Source organism: Pseudoxanthomonas mexicana (assembly GCF_010093385.1).
Classification (GTDB): domain Bacteria; phylum Pseudomonadota; class Gammaproteobacteria; order Xanthomonadales; family Xanthomonadaceae; genus Pseudoxanthomonas_A; species Pseudoxanthomonas_A mexicana.
Genome location: NZ_PDWV01000036.1, coordinates 1 through 17,943, shown reverse-complemented (window position 1 = coordinate 17,943; position 17,943 = coordinate 1). Strand labels below are relative to the sequence as shown.

Annotated in this window: 20 protein-coding genes; 11 read left to right on the top strand and 9 right to left on the bottom strand. The window is 69.3% G+C overall.

Features of this window, described 5'->3' with window-relative positions:
• Positions 1–16 precede the first annotated feature (16 nt).
• The 3 genes from CSC76_RS13105 to CSC76_RS13095 all read right to left on the bottom strand — a co-directional run bounded on the left by CSC76_RS13105 (position 17) and on the right by CSC76_RS13095 (position 2,940).
• Complete coding sequence (locus CSC76_RS13105) at positions 17–538, bottom strand: hypothetical protein (protein WP_162110441.1); 522 nt, start codon at positions 536–538, stop codon at positions 17–19.
• Between the two features lie 102 nt (positions 539–640).
• On the bottom strand, positions 641–1,771 hold the full coding sequence (locus CSC76_RS13100; protein WP_162110440.1) for a PilT/PilU family type 4a pilus ATPase: 1,131 nt from the start codon (positions 1,769–1,771) through the stop codon (positions 641–643).
• Between the two features lie 131 nt (positions 1,772–1,902).
• Complete coding sequence (locus CSC76_RS13095; RefSeq protein WP_093490243.1) at positions 1,903–2,940, bottom strand: type IV pilus twitching motility protein PilT; 1,038 nt, start codon at positions 2,938–2,940, stop codon at positions 1,903–1,905.
• 93 nt (positions 2,941–3,033) lie between these two features.
• Here CSC76_RS13095 and CSC76_RS13090 point away from each other — a divergent pair, with 93 nt between their 5' ends.
• Genes CSC76_RS13090 through CSC76_RS13080 form a run of 3 tightly spaced genes read left to right on the top strand, consistent with a single transcriptional unit; the run spans position 3,034 to position 5,110 of the window.
• Entirely contained in the window at positions 3,034–3,717 is a 684-nt protein-coding gene (locus tag CSC76_RS13090; protein ID WP_162110468.1) for a YggS family pyridoxal phosphate-dependent enzyme, read from the top strand.
• 30 nt (positions 3,718–3,747) lie between these two features.
• Positions 3,748–4,590, top strand: a complete 843-nt coding sequence (gene proC / locus CSC76_RS13085; protein WP_162110439.1) for a pyrroline-5-carboxylate reductase — start codon at positions 3,748–3,750, stop codon at positions 4,588–4,590.
• Between the two features lie 58 nt (positions 4,591–4,648).
• Complete coding sequence (locus CSC76_RS13080) at positions 4,649–5,110, top strand: DUF4426 domain-containing protein (RefSeq protein ID WP_162110438.1); 462 nt, start codon at positions 4,649–4,651, stop codon at positions 5,108–5,110.
• Between the two features lie 165 nt (positions 5,111–5,275).
• Here the strand turns inward: CSC76_RS13080 and CSC76_RS13075 are convergent, their stop codons facing one another.
• Genes CSC76_RS13075 through pdxH form a run of 3 tightly spaced genes read right to left on the bottom strand, consistent with a single transcriptional unit; the run spans position 5,276 to position 7,122 of the window.
• On the bottom strand, positions 5,276–6,070 hold the full coding sequence (locus tag CSC76_RS13075) for an ABC transporter substrate-binding protein (protein WP_162110437.1): 795 nt from the start codon (positions 6,068–6,070) through the stop codon (positions 5,276–5,278).
• Between the two features lie 3 nt (positions 6,071–6,073).
• Positions 6,074–6,523 (bottom strand): aminoglycoside 6'-N-acetyltransferase, encoded by a 450-nt coding sequence (aac(6'), locus tag CSC76_RS13070; RefSeq protein WP_338014956.1) that lies wholly within the window; start codon positions 6,521–6,523, stop codon positions 6,074–6,076.
• Entirely contained in the window at positions 6,520–7,122 is a 603-nt protein-coding gene (gene pdxH / locus CSC76_RS13065; protein ID WP_162110436.1) for a pyridoxamine 5'-phosphate oxidase, read from the bottom strand. The genes aac(6') and pdxH overlap by 4 nt, the downstream gene beginning before the upstream one ends.
• Positions 7,123–7,154: 32 nt before the next feature.
• Here pdxH and CSC76_RS13060 point away from each other — a divergent pair, with 32 nt between their 5' ends.
• Complete coding sequence (locus tag CSC76_RS13060; protein WP_238394971.1) at positions 7,155–7,991, top strand: kinase; 837 nt, start codon at positions 7,155–7,157, stop codon at positions 7,989–7,991.
• A 147-nt stretch (positions 7,992–8,138) separates the two neighbouring features.
• Here CSC76_RS13060 and CSC76_RS13055 read toward each other — a convergent pair whose 3' ends face one another.
• Positions 8,139–8,342, bottom strand: coding sequence for a dodecin family protein (locus CSC76_RS13055; protein ID WP_162110435.1), 204 nt, complete (start codon positions 8,340–8,342; stop codon positions 8,139–8,141).
• Between the two features lie 108 nt (positions 8,343–8,450).
• Here CSC76_RS13055 and CSC76_RS13050 point away from each other — a divergent pair, with 108 nt between their 5' ends.
• From CSC76_RS13050 to CSC76_RS13025, 6 genes are read left to right on the top strand one after another with little or no spacing between them, the layout of a single operon-like run.
• On the top strand, positions 8,451–8,993 hold the full coding sequence (locus CSC76_RS13050) for a shikimate kinase (RefSeq protein ID WP_162110434.1): 543 nt from the start codon (positions 8,451–8,453) through the stop codon (positions 8,991–8,993).
• Positions 8,990–10,093, top strand: a complete 1,104-nt coding sequence (gene aroB / locus CSC76_RS13045; RefSeq protein WP_162110433.1) for a 3-dehydroquinate synthase — start codon at positions 8,990–8,992, stop codon at positions 10,091–10,093. Before CSC76_RS13050 ends, aroB begins: the two co-directional genes overlap by 4 nt.
• Before the next feature lie 9 nt (positions 10,094–10,102).
• Positions 10,103–10,357, top strand: a complete 255-nt coding sequence (locus CSC76_RS13040; RefSeq protein ID WP_093300856.1) for a WGR domain-containing protein — start codon at positions 10,103–10,105, stop codon at positions 10,355–10,357.
• A gap of 19 nt (positions 10,358–10,376) precedes the next feature.
• On the top strand, positions 10,377–11,447 hold the full coding sequence (gene hemE, locus CSC76_RS13035; protein WP_162110432.1) for a uroporphyrinogen decarboxylase: 1,071 nt from the start codon (positions 10,377–10,379) through the stop codon (positions 11,445–11,447).
• A 27-nt stretch (positions 11,448–11,474) separates the two neighbouring features.
• Entirely contained in the window at positions 11,475–12,107 is a 633-nt protein-coding gene (locus tag CSC76_RS13030) for a hypothetical protein (RefSeq protein ID WP_162110431.1), read from the top strand.
• A 4-nt stretch (positions 12,108–12,111) separates the two neighbouring features.
• Complete coding sequence (locus tag CSC76_RS13025; protein WP_162110430.1) at positions 12,112–12,594, top strand: hypothetical protein; 483 nt, start codon at positions 12,112–12,114, stop codon at positions 12,592–12,594.
• An 8-nt stretch (positions 12,595–12,602) separates the two neighbouring features.
• Here CSC76_RS13025 and CSC76_RS13020 read toward each other — a convergent pair whose 3' ends face one another.
• Complete coding sequence (locus CSC76_RS13020; RefSeq protein WP_162110429.1) at positions 12,603–13,580, bottom strand: hypothetical protein; 978 nt, start codon at positions 13,578–13,580, stop codon at positions 12,603–12,605.
• A gap of 3 nt (positions 13,581–13,583) precedes the next feature.
• Positions 13,584–17,147 (bottom strand): hybrid sensor histidine kinase/response regulator, encoded by a 3,564-nt coding sequence (locus tag CSC76_RS13015; protein ID WP_162110428.1) that lies wholly within the window; start codon positions 17,145–17,147, stop codon positions 13,584–13,586.
• A gap of 108 nt (positions 17,148–17,255) precedes the next feature.
• Here CSC76_RS13015 and CSC76_RS13010 point away from each other — a divergent pair.
• On the top strand, positions 17,256–17,943 hold a 688-nt coding region (locus CSC76_RS13010; RefSeq protein WP_162110427.1), incomplete at its 3' end, for a YceI family protein.

Below are 17,943 nucleotides of genomic sequence, written 5' to 3'. Positions count from 1 at the left end.
CCGACACCGTGTCGGTTCACGCACATCTTCGGAGCTGCCCGCCCTTCCGTGAGGTGCCGGAAGTCAACACTTCCAGGTGCCGGAGGTCGTGGAGCCTCCCCTCGCGGTACGCGTTGTCTCCGGCCCGGTCCGCAGGCTCGGGGATGGGGGGTGCCTCCGCCGTCGCAAGATTTCCATGCGTCATGACAAGGACATCTTGCCCGCTGGCACGTTCTTCCGACGCGCCAGCGATGCCCTCAGGTGAGATGACGAAGAAAAGAACTTCGCCATCAAGGCATTTTCGTTTGATGACGAAGAAAATTTCTCCGATGGCGAACCTATTGGGTGCGTTGCCGTCGCTCTGGAGTGCCATGACAAAGAAAATTTCTTCGACGTCGAAGCATGGATGTGCCATGACGGTGAAATTTTCATCGATGGCGCTGCTCTTCTGTGCCATGACGAAGAGAATTTCTTCGAAGCCGATGCTCTTTTGTGCCATGACAAGGAAAAAAGCGTCGGCAGCGCACCAGAAAGGTTCGCCATCGATGAAAATTTCCACGGCAACGCTGCAACGTCCATCATGCCACCCCGCCTGACCGCCATCCACCCACGAGAAAGGGGCGGTCGCCCGCCCCTTTCCGTGTGACGCGTCGCGTGAGGGTCAGCGGACTTCCGCGATCTCCACGCCATCCAGGCCCTGCGCCAGCGTGCGGGCGTCGCCGCCCTGGGCCAGCTTGATGCGCAGGCGCACTTCGTTCTGCGAGTCGGCGTAGCGCAACGCGTCCTCGTAGCTGATCTCGCCGGCCTGGTACAGCTCGAACAGGCTCTGGTCGAAGGTCTTCATGCCCAGGTTGGTGGACTCCTTCATCACTTCCTTCAGCTTGTGGATCTCGCCGTCGCGGATGTAGTCCTGCACCAGCGGCGTGCCCAGCATGATCTCCATCGCCACGCGGCGCCCCTTCCCGTCCGGCGTGGGGATCAGCTGCTGCGCCACCACGCCCTTCAGGTTGAGCGACAGGTCCATCAACAGCTGGGTGCGGCGGTCCTCCGGGAAGAAGTTGATGATGCGGTCCATCGCCTGGTTGGCGTTGTTGGCGTGCAGCGTGCACAGCACCAGGTGGCCGGTTTCGGCGAAGGCGATGGCGTGGTCCATGCCCTCGCGGGTGCGCACCTCGCCGATCATGATCACGTCCGGCGCCTGGCGCAGCGTGTTCTTCAGCGCCGCATCCCAGCTGTCGGTGTCGATGCCCACTTCACGCTGGGTGATGATGCAGCCCTCGTGCTTGTGCACGAACTCGATGGGGTCTTCGATGGTGATGATGTGGCCGGTCGAGTTCTGGTTGCGGTAGCCGATCATCGCCGCCAGCGAGGTGGACTTGCCGGTACCGGTCGCGCCCACGAAGATGATGATGCCGCGCTTGGTCATGGCCAGCGTCTTGATGACCGGCGGCAGGTTCAGCTCTTCGATCGTCGGGATGCGCGTCTCGATGCGGCGCAGCACCATGCCCACCTGGTTGCGCTGGTAGAAGCAGCTCACGCGGAAGCGGCCCACGCCGGCCACGCCGATGGCGAAGTTGCATTCGTGGGTCTTTTCGAACTCCTCGCGCTGCGAGGGCGTCATCACGTTCAGCACCAGGTCGCGCGACTGCTGCGCCGTCAGCGGCGTCTGCGTGATCGGCGAAATCTTGCCGTGCACCTTGATGGACGGCGGCATGCCGGAGGTGATGAACAGGTCCGACGCCTTCTGGTGCGCCATCAGCTTGAGGAAGGAGGTGAAGTCGATGGTGCTCATGGGTGGCTCCTGTGGAGCGGGGAATAGGGAATGGGGAATGGGGAATCGTGCTGCCGATCCGTTCCAGCCCTTCCGTCTCCCAGCGTTGAACTATTCCCGATTCTCTGCTGCCGATTCCCGCGCCTCTTCGATCACTCGAAGAGACGCTTGTCCTTCGCGTATTCCTTGGCCTGCTGGCGGGTGATCAGCGCGCGCTTCACCAGGTCCTGCAGGTGCTGGTCCAGGGTCATCATGCCGCTCTGCTGGCCGGTCTGGATGGCCGAGTACATCTGCGCCACCTTGTCCTCGCGAATCAGGTTGCGGATGGCGGGGGTGCCCACCATGATTTCCCACGCCGCGGTACGGCCGCCGCCGATCTTCTTCAGCAGCGCCTGCGAGATCACCGCGCGCAGCGATTCGGACAGCATCGAGCGCACCATCGGCTTCTCGCCGGCGGGGAACACGTCGATCACGCGGTCGATGGTCTTGGCCGCCGAACTGGTGTGCAGGGTGGCGAACACCAGATGGCCGGTTTCCGCGGCGGTCAGCGCCAGGCGGATGGTTTCCAGGTCGCGCAATTCGCCGACCAGGATGTAGTCGGGATCTTCGCGCAGCGCCGAACGCAGCGCCTCGTTGAAGCCGTGCGTGTCGCGGTGCACTTCGCGCTGGTTGATCAGGCACTTCTGCGAGGTGTGCACGAACTCGATCGGGTCCTCGACGCTGAGGATGTGCCCGTACTCGTTCTTGTTGATGTGGTCGATCATCGCCGCCAACGTGGTCGACTTGCCCGAACCGGTCGGACCGGTGACCAGGATCAGGCCCTGCGGCTGCTGGATCAGTTCGCGGAACAGCGGCGGGCAGCCCAGGTCTTCCAGGGTCAGCACTTCCGACGGAATGGTACGGAAGACGGCGCCGGCGCCGCGGTTCTGGTTGAACGCGTTGACGCGGAAGCGCGCCAGCGACGGGATCTCGAACGAGAAGTCGACCTCGAGGAACTCCTCGAAGTCGCGCCGCTGCTTGTCCGACATGATGTCGTACACCAGCGCGTGCACCTGCTTGTGGTCCAGCGCCGGGATGTTGATGCGGCGCACGTCGCCGTCCACGCGGATCATCGGCGGCAGGCCGGCCGAGAGGTGGAGGTCCGAGGCCTTGTTCTTTACTGAGAACGCCAGAAGTTCGGCGATATCCATGACGCTGCTTCCCCAAGTTGCTGCGAACTGGAACGTTGATTCCCCGGAGGGCAGTATAGCGCCCTCGCCGTTCCCGCCAATGGTTGGATGAACATGCTCGCCGACACCCTCAGCGAGACCCTGCAACACCTTGAAAACGCAGCGAAAGCGGCACATCGGCCAACGCCCGCGCTGCTGGCCGTGTCCAAGCTGCAGCCGGCCTCGGCCGTGGCCGAACTGGCGCGTGCCGGACAGCGTGCCTTCGGCGAAAACTACGTGCAGGAGGCCCAGGCGAAGATCGGCGAACTGGCCGGGATGGACCTGGAATGGCACCTCATCGGCCACCTGCAGTCGAACAAGGCCGAACTCGCGGCGCACCTGTTCGACTGGGTGCAGACGGTAGACCGTCACAAATTGATCGGCGCTCTGTCACGCTATCGGCCCGCGGACCGCGCGCCGCTCAACGTGCTGGTGCAGGTGAACATCGATGACGAAGCCAGCAAGCACGGCTGCCGGCCGGACGAGGTGGCCGGCCTGGCCGAGGCGATCGCGGCCGAACCGCGCCTGCGGTTGCGTGGACTGATGGCGATTCCCGCACCCCACCCCGACACCACCCGGCGCATCGACGCCTTCCGCCGCATGCAGGCATTGCAGGACCAGCTGGCGGCGAAGCATCCCGGCGTGGATACCCTGTCGATGGGCATGAGCGAGGACTACGCGCTCGCCGTCGCGCACGGGGCCACGATGGTCCGCATCGGCACCGCCCTGTTCGGTGCGCGCCCGGCGCGGACCGCCTGACTCCTTCCCACTTTCCCGAGGCCTGACGCCATGACCCCTTCCACGTCGCGCGTGCTGACGCATCCCTTGGCCTTCATCGGCGGCGGCAACATGGCGCGCAGCCTGATCGGCGGCCTGATCAAGCGCGGCGCCGATCCTTCGCGCATCCGCGTGGCGGAGCCCAACGAGCCGCTGCGTGCCGCGCTGGCGGCCGACTTCGGGGTACAGGTCTTCACCGAGGCCGGCGAAGCGGCCTACGGCGCGGACACCTGGCTGTTCGCGGTGAAGCCGCAGGTCATGCGCACGGTATGCGAATCGCTGGCATCGATGGCGCAGGCACAGCGCCCGCTGGTCGTGTCCATCGCCGCCGGCATCACGGTGGCGCAGATGCAGCGCTGGCTGGGCGGTGGCGTGCCAGTGGTGCGCAGCATGCCCAACACGCCTGCCCTGCTCGGCGCGGGCGTCACCGGCCTGCATGCGAGCGATGAGGTCGATGCGGCAGGCCGCGAGCGCGCGGAACTGCTGCTCTCCGCCGCGGGCCCGACCGTATGGATCGATGCCGAAGCGAAGATGGATGCCGTCACCGGTGTCTCCGGCAGCGGCCCGGCCTATGTGTTCCTGTTGGCCGAAGCGATGGAAGCCGCGGCGGTGGCCGAAGGCCTGTCGGCCGAGGCCGCGCGCACGCTGGTGCTGCAGACCGTATTGGGCGCGGCACGCATGCTGACCGAAAGCGGGGAAACCCCGGCGGAACTGCGTCGCCGCGTGACCTCGCCCAACGGCACCACCCAGGCGGCCATCGAGACCTTCCAGGCCGGCGGCTTCGAAACGCTGGTCGCCCGGGCCGTGCATGCGGCCACCGTGCGCGGCGGCGAACTGTCGGCAGCGAACGACTGATCCGCATCGCATCTGCCCCGCACACCGTACAACGCCGCATCCTCAACGAGTTCCTTCCATGAAGCGCTTCCTTGTCCCGCCCGCCCTGGTTCTGCTGGCGCTGCTGGCCGCCTGCTCCGGCGGCCAGGCGCCCCGCACGGCGGAATTCGTGCCGCCCGCACCGGCCGAGACCGACTTCGGCACCCTGCGCGTACGCTACAACGCCCTGCCCTCGCTGGCGCTGAGCGACGCCGTCGCGAAGCAGTACGGCGTACAGCGCGACGCCGGTACCGCACTGGTGCTGGTCGCCCTGCGCGAGGTCAAGGGCGCCGAGGAAATCGATGCGGATGGCGAGGTCAGCGTGACCGCGCACGATCTCTCCGGCACGCGCCAGGCGATCGAACTGCGCAAAGTCGAAGCCGGGGGATATACCGACCTGATCGGTACCGCCCGCGTCTCGCCGCGCAATTCCTATCGCTTCGAGGTGGTGGTGACCGCAGGCGGTCGCACGGAGACGGTGACGTTCCAGCGGAATTTCTGAGGCGTCTCGACCTCTGTAGGAGCGACGTCAGTCGCGACCGCACGCCGTCCCGACCATGGAGTCCGATGGCGGACGCGGCTACCACGGCAGGCTGGCCCGATGGGGGGATAGGGTTACATCATTTCCACGGTCGCGACTGACGTCGCTCCTACAGGGAAGCCAGCATCACCCGTGACGCCCCGACCACCGCCGGATGATCGCCGCGATCGCCCGCACGCCGTCGGTCAGCGCCGCCGGTCCGGGTTGCAGGATCAACGGGGACTTGATCTCGTGCAGTTCGCCGTCGCGCACGGCGGGGATCGCCTCCCAGCCGGGGCGCGCCGCCACGCGGTCGGGGCAGAATTTCTTGCCGCACCATGAGCCCAGGATGATGTCGGGTGAGCGCCTCACCACGTCGCTGCCATCGGCGAGGATGCGGTGCCTGGCCAGCGGCTCGCGCGCCATCTCGGGGAACACGTCGTCGCCGCCGGCGATGCCGATCAGCTCCGACACCCAGCGGATGCCGGTGATCTGCGGCTCGTCCCACTCTTCGAAGTAGACCGTCGGCCTGCGCGGCAGCAATGCCGCCTGCGCACGGATAGCGTCCAGTCCGCGCTCGAGCGTGTCGGCGTACGCATTGGCACGCGCCGCAGCACCCACCAGCGCGCCCAGCCGCCGCACGTAGTCTACGATGCCGTCCACGCTGCGGTGATTGCTGATCCAGACCTCCACGCCACGCCGCACCAGTTCGGCCGCGATGTCGGCCTGGATGTCGGAAAAGCCGATGGCCAGGTCGGGCTGCAGCTTCAGGATCTCGCCGATCTTCGCGCTGGTGAACGCGCTGACCTTCGGCTTCTCCTTGCGCGCCTGCGGCGGCCTGACGGTGAAGCCGCTGATGCCGACGATGCGGTCCTGTTCGCCCAGCGCATACAGCGTCTCGGTCGGTTCTTCGGTCAGGCAGACGATGCGGCGCGGCCCCATGACTCAGGCCTGCAGCGGTTTGCGGAAGTAGACCACGCGCTCGGTCTCCTCGAAGCCGCAGGCCGCGTGCGCAGCATGGCTGGCGGCGTTGTCGATCAACGCATCGGAAGCGAGTTCCGTGCAGCCCTGTTCCCGCGTCCACGTTTCGACGGCGGCGATGAGCGCGCGACCAATGCCACGGCCACGACAGGCCGCATCGACGTACCAGGCCTCGAGGAAGCCGACCGGCGAGGATTCGGTCCCGTTGACGTAATCGTGCCGCAGCGTTGCTTCGGCCATGCCGACCGGCCGGCCGGCGCCGTCGAACGCCAGCAGCGCGACGCCCGCGGTTGCGTCCCACGCCAGGGCCTCGGCCCGCAGGTCACCGGGATCAGCCTCGGGCCAGAGTTCGGCGCGCATGGCGGACCAGGCCTCGATGTCGGCCGCGGTCGCCACCCGGATACGCACGGTCAAGGAAACAGCATCCGCTTGCTCCACACGCCGGCGGCGTCGCACTCGTAGCGCCAGCGCTCGTGCAGGCGGAACTGTGCGCCATACCAGAACTCGATGGCGTCGGGCGCCACGCGGTAGCCGCTCCAGCCTTCGGGCCGCGGCACCTCGCGGTCGGCGAAGCGCGTTTCCACTTCGGCCATGCGCGTGTCGAACGCCTCGCGCGAATCCAGCGTCTCGGACTGCATGGAAGCCCAGGCACCCAGCTGGCTCTGGCGCGGACGGGAGGCGAAATACGCATCCGCTTCGGCATCGCTGACCGGCGTCACCGCGCCCTCCACCCGCACCTGGATGCCGGCCTCGCGCAGGCTGCGCCACAGGAACAGCAGGGCGGCGCGCGGATTGTCGTGCAGTTCGCGCCCCTTCTGGCTGTGCGTGTGGGTGTAGAAGACGAAGCCCGCCGCGTCGAAGGCCTTCAGCAGCACCGTGCGGGCGGAAGGCCGTCCATCCGGCGTCGCGGTGGCCACCATCATCGCGTTGGGTTCGACTTCGGTGCCCGCGGCCTTGGCTTCGCCGAACAGCGTGGTGAAGGTGGACAGGGCTTCGGCGTACAGGTCGGTCATGGCGGTTGGGGGTTGGCGCCCGCGTGCCGGGCATGCGCTATTGTCGCGCGATGGCGACATCCCCGCATCCCGACGGCTTCCCCGACCGGCTGGTCGCCGAAGCGCTGGCGGCCGCACGCGCGTTGCCGGCACCCACGCCCGTGTTCGCGATCGCCGGCCTGCAGGGCAGCGGCAAGTCGACGCTGGCGGCGCAGGTGGCGGCCCGCGCACGCAGCGAAGGCCTGCGCGTGGCGGTGCTGTCGCTGGACGACCTGTACCTGACGCGCGCACAGCGGCAGCGGCTGGCGTTGGACGTGCATTCGCTGCTGGCCACCCGCGGACCGCCCGGCACCCACGATGTGCCACTCGGCTGCGAGGTGCTGGATGCGCTGCGGGAAGGCGAGGACGTGGTGCTGCCGCGCTTCGACAAGCTCGCGGACGATCGCACGCGCGAAGACGCCTGGACGCACATCGTGGGCCGCGTAGACCTGGTGCTGTTCGAGGGCTGGTGTCTGAAAGCGGCACCCGAGGACGAGAAGGCACTGGCCACTCCCCTCAACGCGCTCGAACGCGACGAGGACGCCGATGGCCGCTGGCGGCGCTACTGCAACGACGCCCTGCGTCGCGACTATCCCGCGCTGTGGTCGCGCATCGATGCACTGTGGTTCCTGCAGCCGCCCGGCTTCGACATCGTGCGGACCTGGCGCTGGCAGCAGGAACAGACACTGCTGGCCCGCGACCCGCAGCGCACCGGCATGGACCGCGCGCAGCTGGACCGCTTCATCCAGCAATACGAACGCACCAGCCGGCGCCTGCTGGCGACGCTGCCGGCGATGGCCGAACGCGTGGTCGCGCTGGACGCGCAGCGCAGGCCACGGTTGCCGTTGTAGGAGCGACGTGAGTCGCGACCACACGACCGTGCGAACAGCAAAACCCGGCGCTGCGCGCGTGCGTTGCCTGTCGAGGATCTCCCGGGCTAACCGGGTCAGCGGTCGCGACTCACGTCGCTCCTACAGAGGATGCGCGCGCCACCCGCGTCACGCCACCACGAAGCTGATCCGCAGGTTGACGCGCCATTCGGTGACGTTGCCGCCGTCGTCGGTGACGACCTTGATCTCGTTCACCCAGGCGCCCTTGATGTTCTTCACGGTCTCGGAGGTCTTCTTCAGGCCGACCTTCACGGCGTCTTCCATGCTGGTCTTGGACGCGGCGTTGACCTCGATGATCTTGGCGACGGACATGGTGCGTTCCTCCACGGTGGCCGGCCCAGTGCCGGACGGCCACCGTAGTCTCCGCGGCGTTAAGACCACGCCACGTCGCGCGCGGTGCGGTGCTAGCATCTGCCCATCATGAATCCGGCCCCCAACCTGATCCTGGTCGGTCCCACCGGCGCAGGCAAGACCTCCATCGGCAGGCGCGTGGCCGAGCGCTTCGGGCTGGCGTTCGTGGATGCGGACCAGGCCATCGTCGAGCGGACCGGGGCCAGCATCGCCACGCTGTTCGAGCACGTGGGCGAAGCCGGCTTCCGCGAACGCGAAAAGGCTGTCCTGCACGACCTCCTCGCTGGCCACGGCCAGCTGGTGTCCACCGGCGGCGGCGCCGTGCTGGATGCCGAGAACCGGATGTGGATGAAACAGCGCGGCTATGTGGTCTACCTGCAGGTCAGCGTGGAGGCGCAGCTCAAGCGCTTGGGTCGCTGCACCAACCGCCCGCTGCTGCAGCGCGCCGACCGCGAGCAGGTACTGCACGACATGGCGCTGACGCGCGAACCGCTGTACCGCGAGGTGGCCGACCTGACCCTGGATACCGTCGGCCTGACGCCGCCAGAAGCGACGGCCCGCCTGACCCAGCTGCTGGCGCACCGCTGGCAGCCCATCGAAGAGAACGCATGAACCACACACGCACCGTCGATGTCGGCGGCGAGATTCCCTACACCATCGCCATCGGGCCTAGCCTGCTGGGCAACGGCGACGCGCTGGCGCGGCATGTCCGCGGCCGGCACGTGCTGCTGGTCAGCGACTCGGTCGTCGCGCCGCTGTACGCCGGCACGGTACGCGAAGCGCTGCACACCGCCCGTCCGGACCTGGCCATCGGCACGTTCATCCTGCCTGCGGGCGAGGAATCGAAGACGCTGGCGCACTTCGGCCATGCCATCGAGGCGCTCGCCACCCTGGGCGCCACCCGCGACGCCTGCGTGGTGGCGCTGGGCGGCGGCGTGGTCGGCGACCTGGCCGGATTCGCGGCCGCCTGCTGGATGCGCGGGGGGGACTGCGTGCAGGTGCCCACCACGCTGCTGTCGATGGTCGATTCGTCGGTGGGCGGCAAGACCGCGGTCGATATCCCGCAAGGCAAGAATCTGGTGGGTGCCTTCCATCCGCCACGCGCCGTGTTCGCCGACACCGATGCGCTGGCGACGCTGCCGGCGCGCGAGCTGCGCGCCGGCCTGGCGGAAGTGATCAAGTACGGCGCCATCCGCGATGCGCGCTTCTTCCAGGGGCTGGAACAGGAGCGCGCCGCGCTGCTGGCGATGGCCGGCGAAGCGCTGGCGCTGGCCATCGCCGCCAGTTGCGAGCACAAGGCCGAAATCGTGGCCCGCGACCCGCTGGAGAAAGGCGAGCGCGCGCTGCTGAACTTCGGCCACACCTTCGGCCATGCCATCGAGACCGAGCAGGGCTACGGCGGCCTGGGCAACGACAACCTCAACCATGGCGAGGCGGTGGCAGTGGGCATGGTGCTGGCCGCGCGGCTGTCGGCCGACTTGGGCATGGCCCCGTCCAGCGACGCCGACCGGCTGGAAGCGACCCTGCGCGACTACGGCCTGCCTACCCGCATTCCCGCCGGACTGGCCCCCGAACGCCTACTGGCCCGCATGCGCCTGGACAAGAAGAACCTGGCCGGTCGCCTGCGGCTGGTGCTGTGGCGCGGCCTGGGCCGGGCCGAGGGGGTGCCCGACGTGGACGAAAGCCGCGTGCTGGCCGTGCTGTCCGGCTAAAATGCCGCCATGCGCGTCTTCCTCCAGCAACGCCCCGACGCGGGCGAAGCGCCCCGCTACGTCCAGCTGACCTTGCAGCCCGATCTGTTCGGGGGCTGGGAGCTGTTGCGCGAAACCGGCCAGATCGGCGGCCGTGCGACGCTGAAGCGCGAGCAGTATCTGCTGCAGGACGAGGCGAACGCCGCGTTCGAGAAAGCCCGCGACAGCCACCTCAAGCGCGGATTCCAGCTGATGTTCGCCCGCGGCGCGGACGCGCCCAAGTAACCCTTCCCCCGGATAACCGATGACTGCCCTGAAGAACGATCGCTTCCTGCGCGCCCTGCGCCGCGAACCCGTGGATTGCACGCCGGTATGGCTGATGCGCCAGGCCGGTCGTTACCTGCCGGAGTACCGCGCCACCCGCAAGGAAGCCGGCAGCTTCCTGGGCATGGCGAAGAACCCGGAGGTCGCCTGTGAAGTGACGCTGCAGCCGCTGCGCCGTTTCGACCTGGACGCCGCCATCCTGTTCTCCGACATCCTGACCATCCCCGATGCGATGGGGCTGGGCCTGTACTTCGTCGAAGGCGAGGGCCCGAAGTTCGAGCGCACCGTGCGCAGCGCCGCCGACGCGGCGAAGCTGGGCGTGCCGGACATGGAAACCGAACTGCGCTACGTGATGGACGCGGTGCGGGTGATCCGGCGCGAACTGGACGGCAAGGTGCCGCTGATCGGCTTTTCCGGCAGCCCGTGGACGCTGGCCTGCTACATGGTGGAAGGCGGCGGCAGCAAGGACTTCGCCCGCATCAAGGCGATGGCGCTGAACGAACCTGCCGCGCTGCACCGCCTGCTGTCGGTCAACACCGATGCCGTGATCGCCTACCTGGCCGCCCAGCGCGCGGCCGGCGCACAGGCGCTGCAGGTGTTCGACACCTGGGGCGGCGTGCTGAGCCCGGCGATGTATCGCGAGTTCTCCCTGCCCTACCTGCAGCGCATCGCGCAGGAACTGCAACGCGGTGACGGGGCCGAGCGCACCCCGCTGATCCTGTTCGGCAAGGGCACCGCCGCCTATCTGGAAGACCTGGCGGCCAGCGGTGCCGAAGGCGTGGGCGTGGACTGGCTGGTCGAGCTGGGCGACGCCGCGCGTCGTACGCAGGGCAGGGTCGCGCTGCAGGGCAACCTGGATCCGGCCACGCTGTACGGCTCACCCGAGGCGATCCGCCGCGAGGTCCGCCGCGCCCTGGACAGCTATCGCGACGGCAATGGCGGTTCGCGCGAGGGCCATGTGTTCAATCTGGGCCATGGCATGTCGCCGGACATGAACCCCGACCATGTGGCCGTGCTGGTGGACGAAGTGCACGCCTACAGCGCACGCTGAGCGCACGCCCTTCCCCTGAGCGACGCAATGGACTGCCGCCATCCGTTTGTGCCCACCGTCGCCGGCATGCTGCTGGTGGCCGGTGCGCGCGTGCATGCCGGCGAGGCCGGTACGCCCGGCCCCCTGCAGGTGACGGGCGGCGACTTCCCCGCCCTGGTGATGGTGGTGCCGGGCGACCACGCAGGCGGCAGCCGCGACGCGATGCCGGGCTGCGACCGCATCCGTGCCCGCCGCCTGGACGAACTGCCCCCGGGCTGGTCCAGTCGGGTGGCCCAGGTGGAACTGGACTGCGAGGAAGCCCTGGCCGATGACGCGCAGCAGGCGCTCACGGCGGTGACCGCCCGCGCCCGGCTGCGTGCGGACCAGGTGCACCTGGCGGGACTGCCGGTACTGGAAGTACGGCTGATGGATTCCAGCCGCTGGGGCGACCACCAGTACGTGGTCGATGCGCCGTACGAACAGGCCGCACAGCCCCTGCGCCGCTTCCTGGAAACTGCCTGCCAGGCACGTGCGCTGGCCGGGGAAACGCAGGTGCCGTGCACCATGGTGGATACCGGCGACGGCCTGTACCTGGCCACCGGCGACACGTCCGGCCAGTGGATCCATGCCGACCCGGACGATGCCGGCCAAACCCTCTATGTCGAAGCCTGGGCGGACTGAACCGATGCGTGGATGCCTTCTGCTGTTCCTGTGTGCGCTGCCATGCATTGCACGTACCGGCGAACCGCCCGCCTTCGCCGGTGACTACGGCCACGCGGCGAGCGCGTCGGCGGACGACGTGGTCTGGCAGGTGGAGGAAGCCGGCCATCACTGGCGCGTCACCCTGGTCACGACAGGCGAGACGCACGACGCCCATCGCCTGCAGGCACGCGGTCGCGACGCCTTCTGGTCGCGGATGGACTGGCCCTTGGAAAGCAGCGCGGAGGCCGACTGCCTGACCTGGGGCGACAAGCCCGGCTCGCTGCAGGACCTGCTGGCGGACACGCCGCCCGCGCCTTCCGCCCCGGGCGAGGACTACGGCCATGCCGTGCTCTGCCATGTTCCGCCCGCGGCGCGCGCCCGCATCGGCTGGATCGCCGACAACGCCAGCGACTGGTTCTACTACGACCCCCTGCTCGGGGTGATCGAAGCCCGCGCCCTCCGCTGACGCGCCGTTCACCCCACGCCGGTGCGCTGCCCGCGCAGGCGGGGCGCGCTGCCGTCGGAGCCCTCCGGAGGCAAGCGGTACTCGAACCGGATCTCGCGCATGCCGTCGGGGACGGCCATCTCCATCGCGTCGGGCGCCCCGCAATGGCCACGCAGTACGTCGCGGATCGCCTGCGCCTCGTCCCGCAGCCTAGCCGCCTGGGCCTGTTGCGCGATGACCTCACCGCGCAGGTAGACCGTGTCGTCGGTGATCCCCATTTCGTCTTCGCGGCCGTCGTTGGTGCTGGCCAGCAGCGCCTCGGGCCGCGCCTGCCCCTGCGGGATGGCGCGCACCTGCAGGACCTGCCGGCAGTACCCGGTGTTCAGCACGCGCACGCTGGCGACGAAGCCGGACAACAGGGTTTCCGCCTCTGCCTGGACATCCTCGTCCGCGGCACGGTCGGCCTGCACGCTGTAGCGGACCTTGATGAAGTAGAGATCGCGCACGGTCATGGCCAGCGCGGAGCGGTAGCGCGCATCGTGCATCGGCATGTCCAGCGCGAACGAGCGCGCCTTCACGGCCAGTTCGCCCAACAGGCCGGCACCGGCGGCCGGCATCGTGGCGAACACGCGCGTCTGCCCCACGTGCACTTCACCCGCCTGCCGGTCCCGCGCGATCTGCGCGATCTCGTCCACGCCCTGCCGGAAGACCTGCTCGAACACGGGGTCGAACATCATCCCGGCCGGGTACAGGTACAGGTCCATCCAGCGGTCCGGGCGGCGGGTGTCCTGGTAGCGGACCGACACGCCCAGTTCCTGCGGCTCGTAGCGCTTCTCGCCCGCGGCCTCCCCGTCGCCCACGCGCAGCGGATACAGCGCGCGGGTATCGGTGATGTAGTGCCCCAGCAACGGGGGCGGTGCGTCCGCCTCGGCCGCCAGGGCGCCTGCGGACACCACCGACAACGCCACGGCAGCGATCACGGCGATCCGGCGGATGGCGGCCCTCACGGTTCAGTCCCCCGCCGCGCGCGCGCCACGCTCGTGCGATGCGATCACCGCCGCCAGCATGTCGCCGGTGACCGGCTTGCGGACGAAATCGTCGAAGCCGGCCGCACGTGCGCGCGGCTCGGCTTCGGCATCGGTACGCGCAGTGAGGGCGACCAGCGGTGTATCCAGGCCACGCTGGCGCATCTGCTGCGCCAGCGCCATGCCGTCCAGGCCGGGCAGGTCGAGATCGAGGAAGGCGATGTCGAACGTGGTCGCCGTGATCTCGGTCAGGGCGGCGAGCCCATGCGGCGCGTGGGTGACGCGGTGACCGCGCGCGCGCAGCAGGCCTGCCACCACGTCCGCCACAGTCGTGTCGTCCTCGACCAGCAGGATATCGAGCGCGCCGACCTCCCGGGCCGGCGCAACGGGCGCCGCCTCCTTCGTGAACGCGACCTGCGCGTCGGGGACGGCGCGCAGCGCGGGCAGGTCGACGGAGAACCGCGTGCCCTTGCCCGGCGCGCTGTCCACGTCGATGCGCCCCCCCATGGCGACCGCCAGTTCCTGGCAGATCGCCAGGCCCAATCCACTGCCGCCATAGCGCGCCGTGGTCTGCGCCCCCTCGGCCTGCTCGAAGCGACGGAACAGCCGCGCCTGCTGTTCGGCATTGATGCCCGGCCCGCTGTCGCCGACGGTCAGCCGCACGCCCTCGGGCGCCAGCGTCACGGCCTGCAGCGACACATGGCCGGCCTCGGTGAACTTGATCGCATTGCCCAGCAGGTTGAGCAGGATCTGCCGCAGCCGCAGCGGATCGCCGCGCACCCGGCGCGGCACCCCGGCGGCGATGCCGTGATGGAACGCCAGCCCACGCTTGCCCGCCACCGGCCCCATCAGCGCGGCGACATCGTCCAGCAGCGCATGAAGATCGAACTCGACCTGCTGCAGCTCCAGCTTGCCGGCTTCGATCTTGGCCAGGTCCAGCGCATCGTTGACCAGGCGCAGCAGATGCGTGCCGGCGCGCTGGATGGCGTCGGTATAACCCTTCTGCCGCTCGTCCAGCGGCGTGGACTGCAGCAGTTCGGTCATGCCCAGCACGCCGGTCATGGGCGTGCGGATCTCATGGCCCAGCGTGGCCAGGAAACGGGTCTTGGCCAATGAGGCCTGCTCGGCGACTTCGCGCTTGTGCACGGCCAGCTGCCAGGCGCTGCGCCGGCGCACGCGCCGGCGGTACGCGGCGCCGGCCATCGCCAGGGCCAGCAGGCCGAGCACCGCGAACAGCAGCAGGCCCCACGGACTGCGCCACCACGGCGGCAGCACGTGCAGCTGCAGGACCTGTTCGCGCGAGGCATTGCCGGCCGCATCGAAGGCCTGCATGCGCAGGCGGTAGCGGCCGGGCGTGAGCGCGGAAAACACGCGCTCGCCGCTCGCGCCCTGGTCGACCCATCCGCCATCGAACCCTTCCAGCAACGACCGGTAGCGGTTGCCCAGCGGATTCTCGTAGCTGAGCAGGCGCGTGCCGACCAGCAGCTCGTGGTCGTCCGGCTGCAGCTGCAGCGGCTGGTCCACGCGCATGTGCACCAGGCTGTCGCCACGGCTCACCTGCAGGCTGTCCACCACCAGGTTGGGCGTCACCGGCTTCGGGTCCGGCAGGTGGGTGTCGAGCAGCGCCACCGATCCGTCCGCCGCCGTCGTCGCCAGCAAACCATCGGCCGTCATCAGCAGGCCGCGGTCGTTCAGTTCCTGGCTCAGCAGGCCTTCGCGCACGCCGAAGTTGCGCAACAGCGCGCGGGATCCGCGCAGGTTCGGATCGATGCGGAACAGTCCGCGCCGGGTACCCAGCCACACCCGGCGCTGCGGATCCACGGCCAGCCCGGTCGACTCGACGGCGGGCAATCCTTCGTCGGCGCCGATCCGGCGTTCGCGCACCCAGCCGGCCGCATCGCGGCGCCACGCCTCGACGCCGGACATGCGGTGCAGCCAGAGACGGTCGGCGTGTTCGAAGGCGAAGGCGTACACCCGCTCGCTGCCCATGGCGGGCACCGGAACGAAGCGCGCGGCGGCCGCGTCCCAGACGCGCATGCCTTCGGCGCCGCCCAGCCAGAGGCGGCCGTCGGGCGCGACCGCGATGCCCTCGATGTCGGGCAGCCCCGTCGCCTCATCGCCCTTGGCGATCGTGCGCAGCACGTGCCCGCTGCGGGCGTCGCGCTGCTGCACGCTGCCCATCTGCGTGACCAGCCACAGGGTGTCGTCCGCCGCTTCCACCAGCCAGTCGATCGAGGTGCCGTCGGGCACGGCGTGCTCGCCCTGTTGCGTCCACTGCACCATCGCACCGGTGCGGGGATCGGTGCGGATCAGGCCGTTGCGGTGGCCGATCCACAGCTGGCCGTGGCGGTCCTGCAGGACCGAGGTGAGCCGCAGTTCGCCCAGCAGGGCCGCATGGTGCGGCAGCGGGGTTACGTGGCCGCGGCGGGTGTCCAGCCGTTCCACCTTGCCGGTGCTGCTGGCGATCCAGACGCCGTCGGCCCCGGCCTGCGAGATGCCGCGATAGAGTCCGCCACCCAGACCCTGCGCCGGCGAGAACGCGGCGATGCGTCGCCAGTCCGAACGCAGGTAGGCCAGCCCACGGGTCGGCACCGGCACCCACAGTCCTCCGTCCGGCAGCGCCAGCACGGTCTGCAGGACGCGGCCGATGCCCACGTTCTGCGCATCGTAGTTGACCGGAGCAGGCGCCAGGTCGCCATCGGTGCGCCACAACCCGCCCTGACTGGCGAGCCAGTATTCGCCTTGGCCATCGCTGGCCATCGCGATCAACGCATTGGGCCGGGCGAACATCGGCGACCACGGCGGCGACCCCCACCGCTGCTCCGGCGACCACCGGTGCACGCCGTCGGACGCGCCGACCCATACCGCATTCCCGTCCGCGGTCACCGAATAGATGATCGCGTCCTGGCTGCGCGGCAACGCGAACCGGCGCACGTCACGCCCGTCGTAGCGGGCAAGCCCGTCCATGGTGCCGATCCACAGCACGCCACGGGCGTCGAAGGCCAGCGACAGCACGTTGTCCGAAGGCAGGCCGTCCACGCTGTCGGCCGATGCGCTGAACCGCGTGATGCGGCCATCCGCGGACAGCCGGTGCAGTCCGCCGCCGAACGTGCCGAACCACACGTCGCTGCCGCGGCTGGTGATGGCGAACACGTCGTCGCTGCCCATCTGCGGATGGTCCGCCTGGCGGAAATGGCGGAATCCGCCACGGTCCGCCTCCATCACGCTGAGGCCGCCATTCTCGGTGCCCACCCATACGCGGTCGGCGGCGTCGATGTGCAGTGCCTGCACCACGTTGCCGGGTAGCGAAGCCGGATCGGCCGGATCGTGCCGCCACACCTTGAAACCCACGCCGTCGTAGCGTGCCAGGCCATCCCAGGTGGCCATCCACAGGTAGCCGGAACGGTCGCGCGCGAGCGCCGGGATGGTGGTCGACGGCAGGCCGTCGCCGGCGCCCAGCAGGCGGAAGCGGGGGATCTCGGGCACCGTCGCCTGCACGGACGCGCAGACCAGCCACACCAGCAACAGCCACCCCGCACGCCTCGCCATTCCTGCCCGCCCCTCGTTCCCTGGTGACCCCTTCCGGCATCGTCGCAACGGACCGTTGCACGCGCAAGCGGGGTATCTTCGGGGGCCGTCACCCTAGAATCCGACCCCATGCCCGGCCCCTTCCTCCGCCACCTGCTGCTGCGCGCCTGCTGCCTGCTGGCGCTGCTGCCCGCCGTGGCCGGTGCCCGCGACACGCTGGCGGAGTACCGCCTGGACCCGGTGCACACGCGCGTGATGTTCGCCATCTCGCACGCGGGATTCTCCAAGGCGCTCGGCACCGTGTCCGGAAGCACCGGCACCCTGACCTTCGATCCTGACGACTGGAGCCGCGCGAAGGTCGACGTGCGGGTGCCGATCTCGCGTGTGGACCTGGGCGACGCCGACTGGAACAAGGCCACGCTGGCGAAGTCCCTGCTCGATGCGGAAGACCACCCCGAGGCGCGCTTCGTCTCCACGCGGGTCGAACCGGTCGATGCCACGCACGCCCGCGTGCACGGCGACCTGACCCTGCGCGGCGTGACGCGCGAAGTCGTCCTCGATGCGATGCTCAACGCCGCCAAGCGTCACCCGATGCCGCCGTTCCGGCGCACGGTGGGCTTCTCGGCCACCACCACGCTGAGCCGCGCCGACTTCGGCATCACGGCCTGGAAATCGGTGATCGGCGACGAGGTGGAACTCCGCATCGAGGCCGAAGCCACCTACGACGGCAAGGCTGCGGACGACGTGCCAACCGCCGACACCCAGCCTGCCCACCCGCCACCGCCCCACCCGGAGACTACGCCCAGGCCCGGCGGCA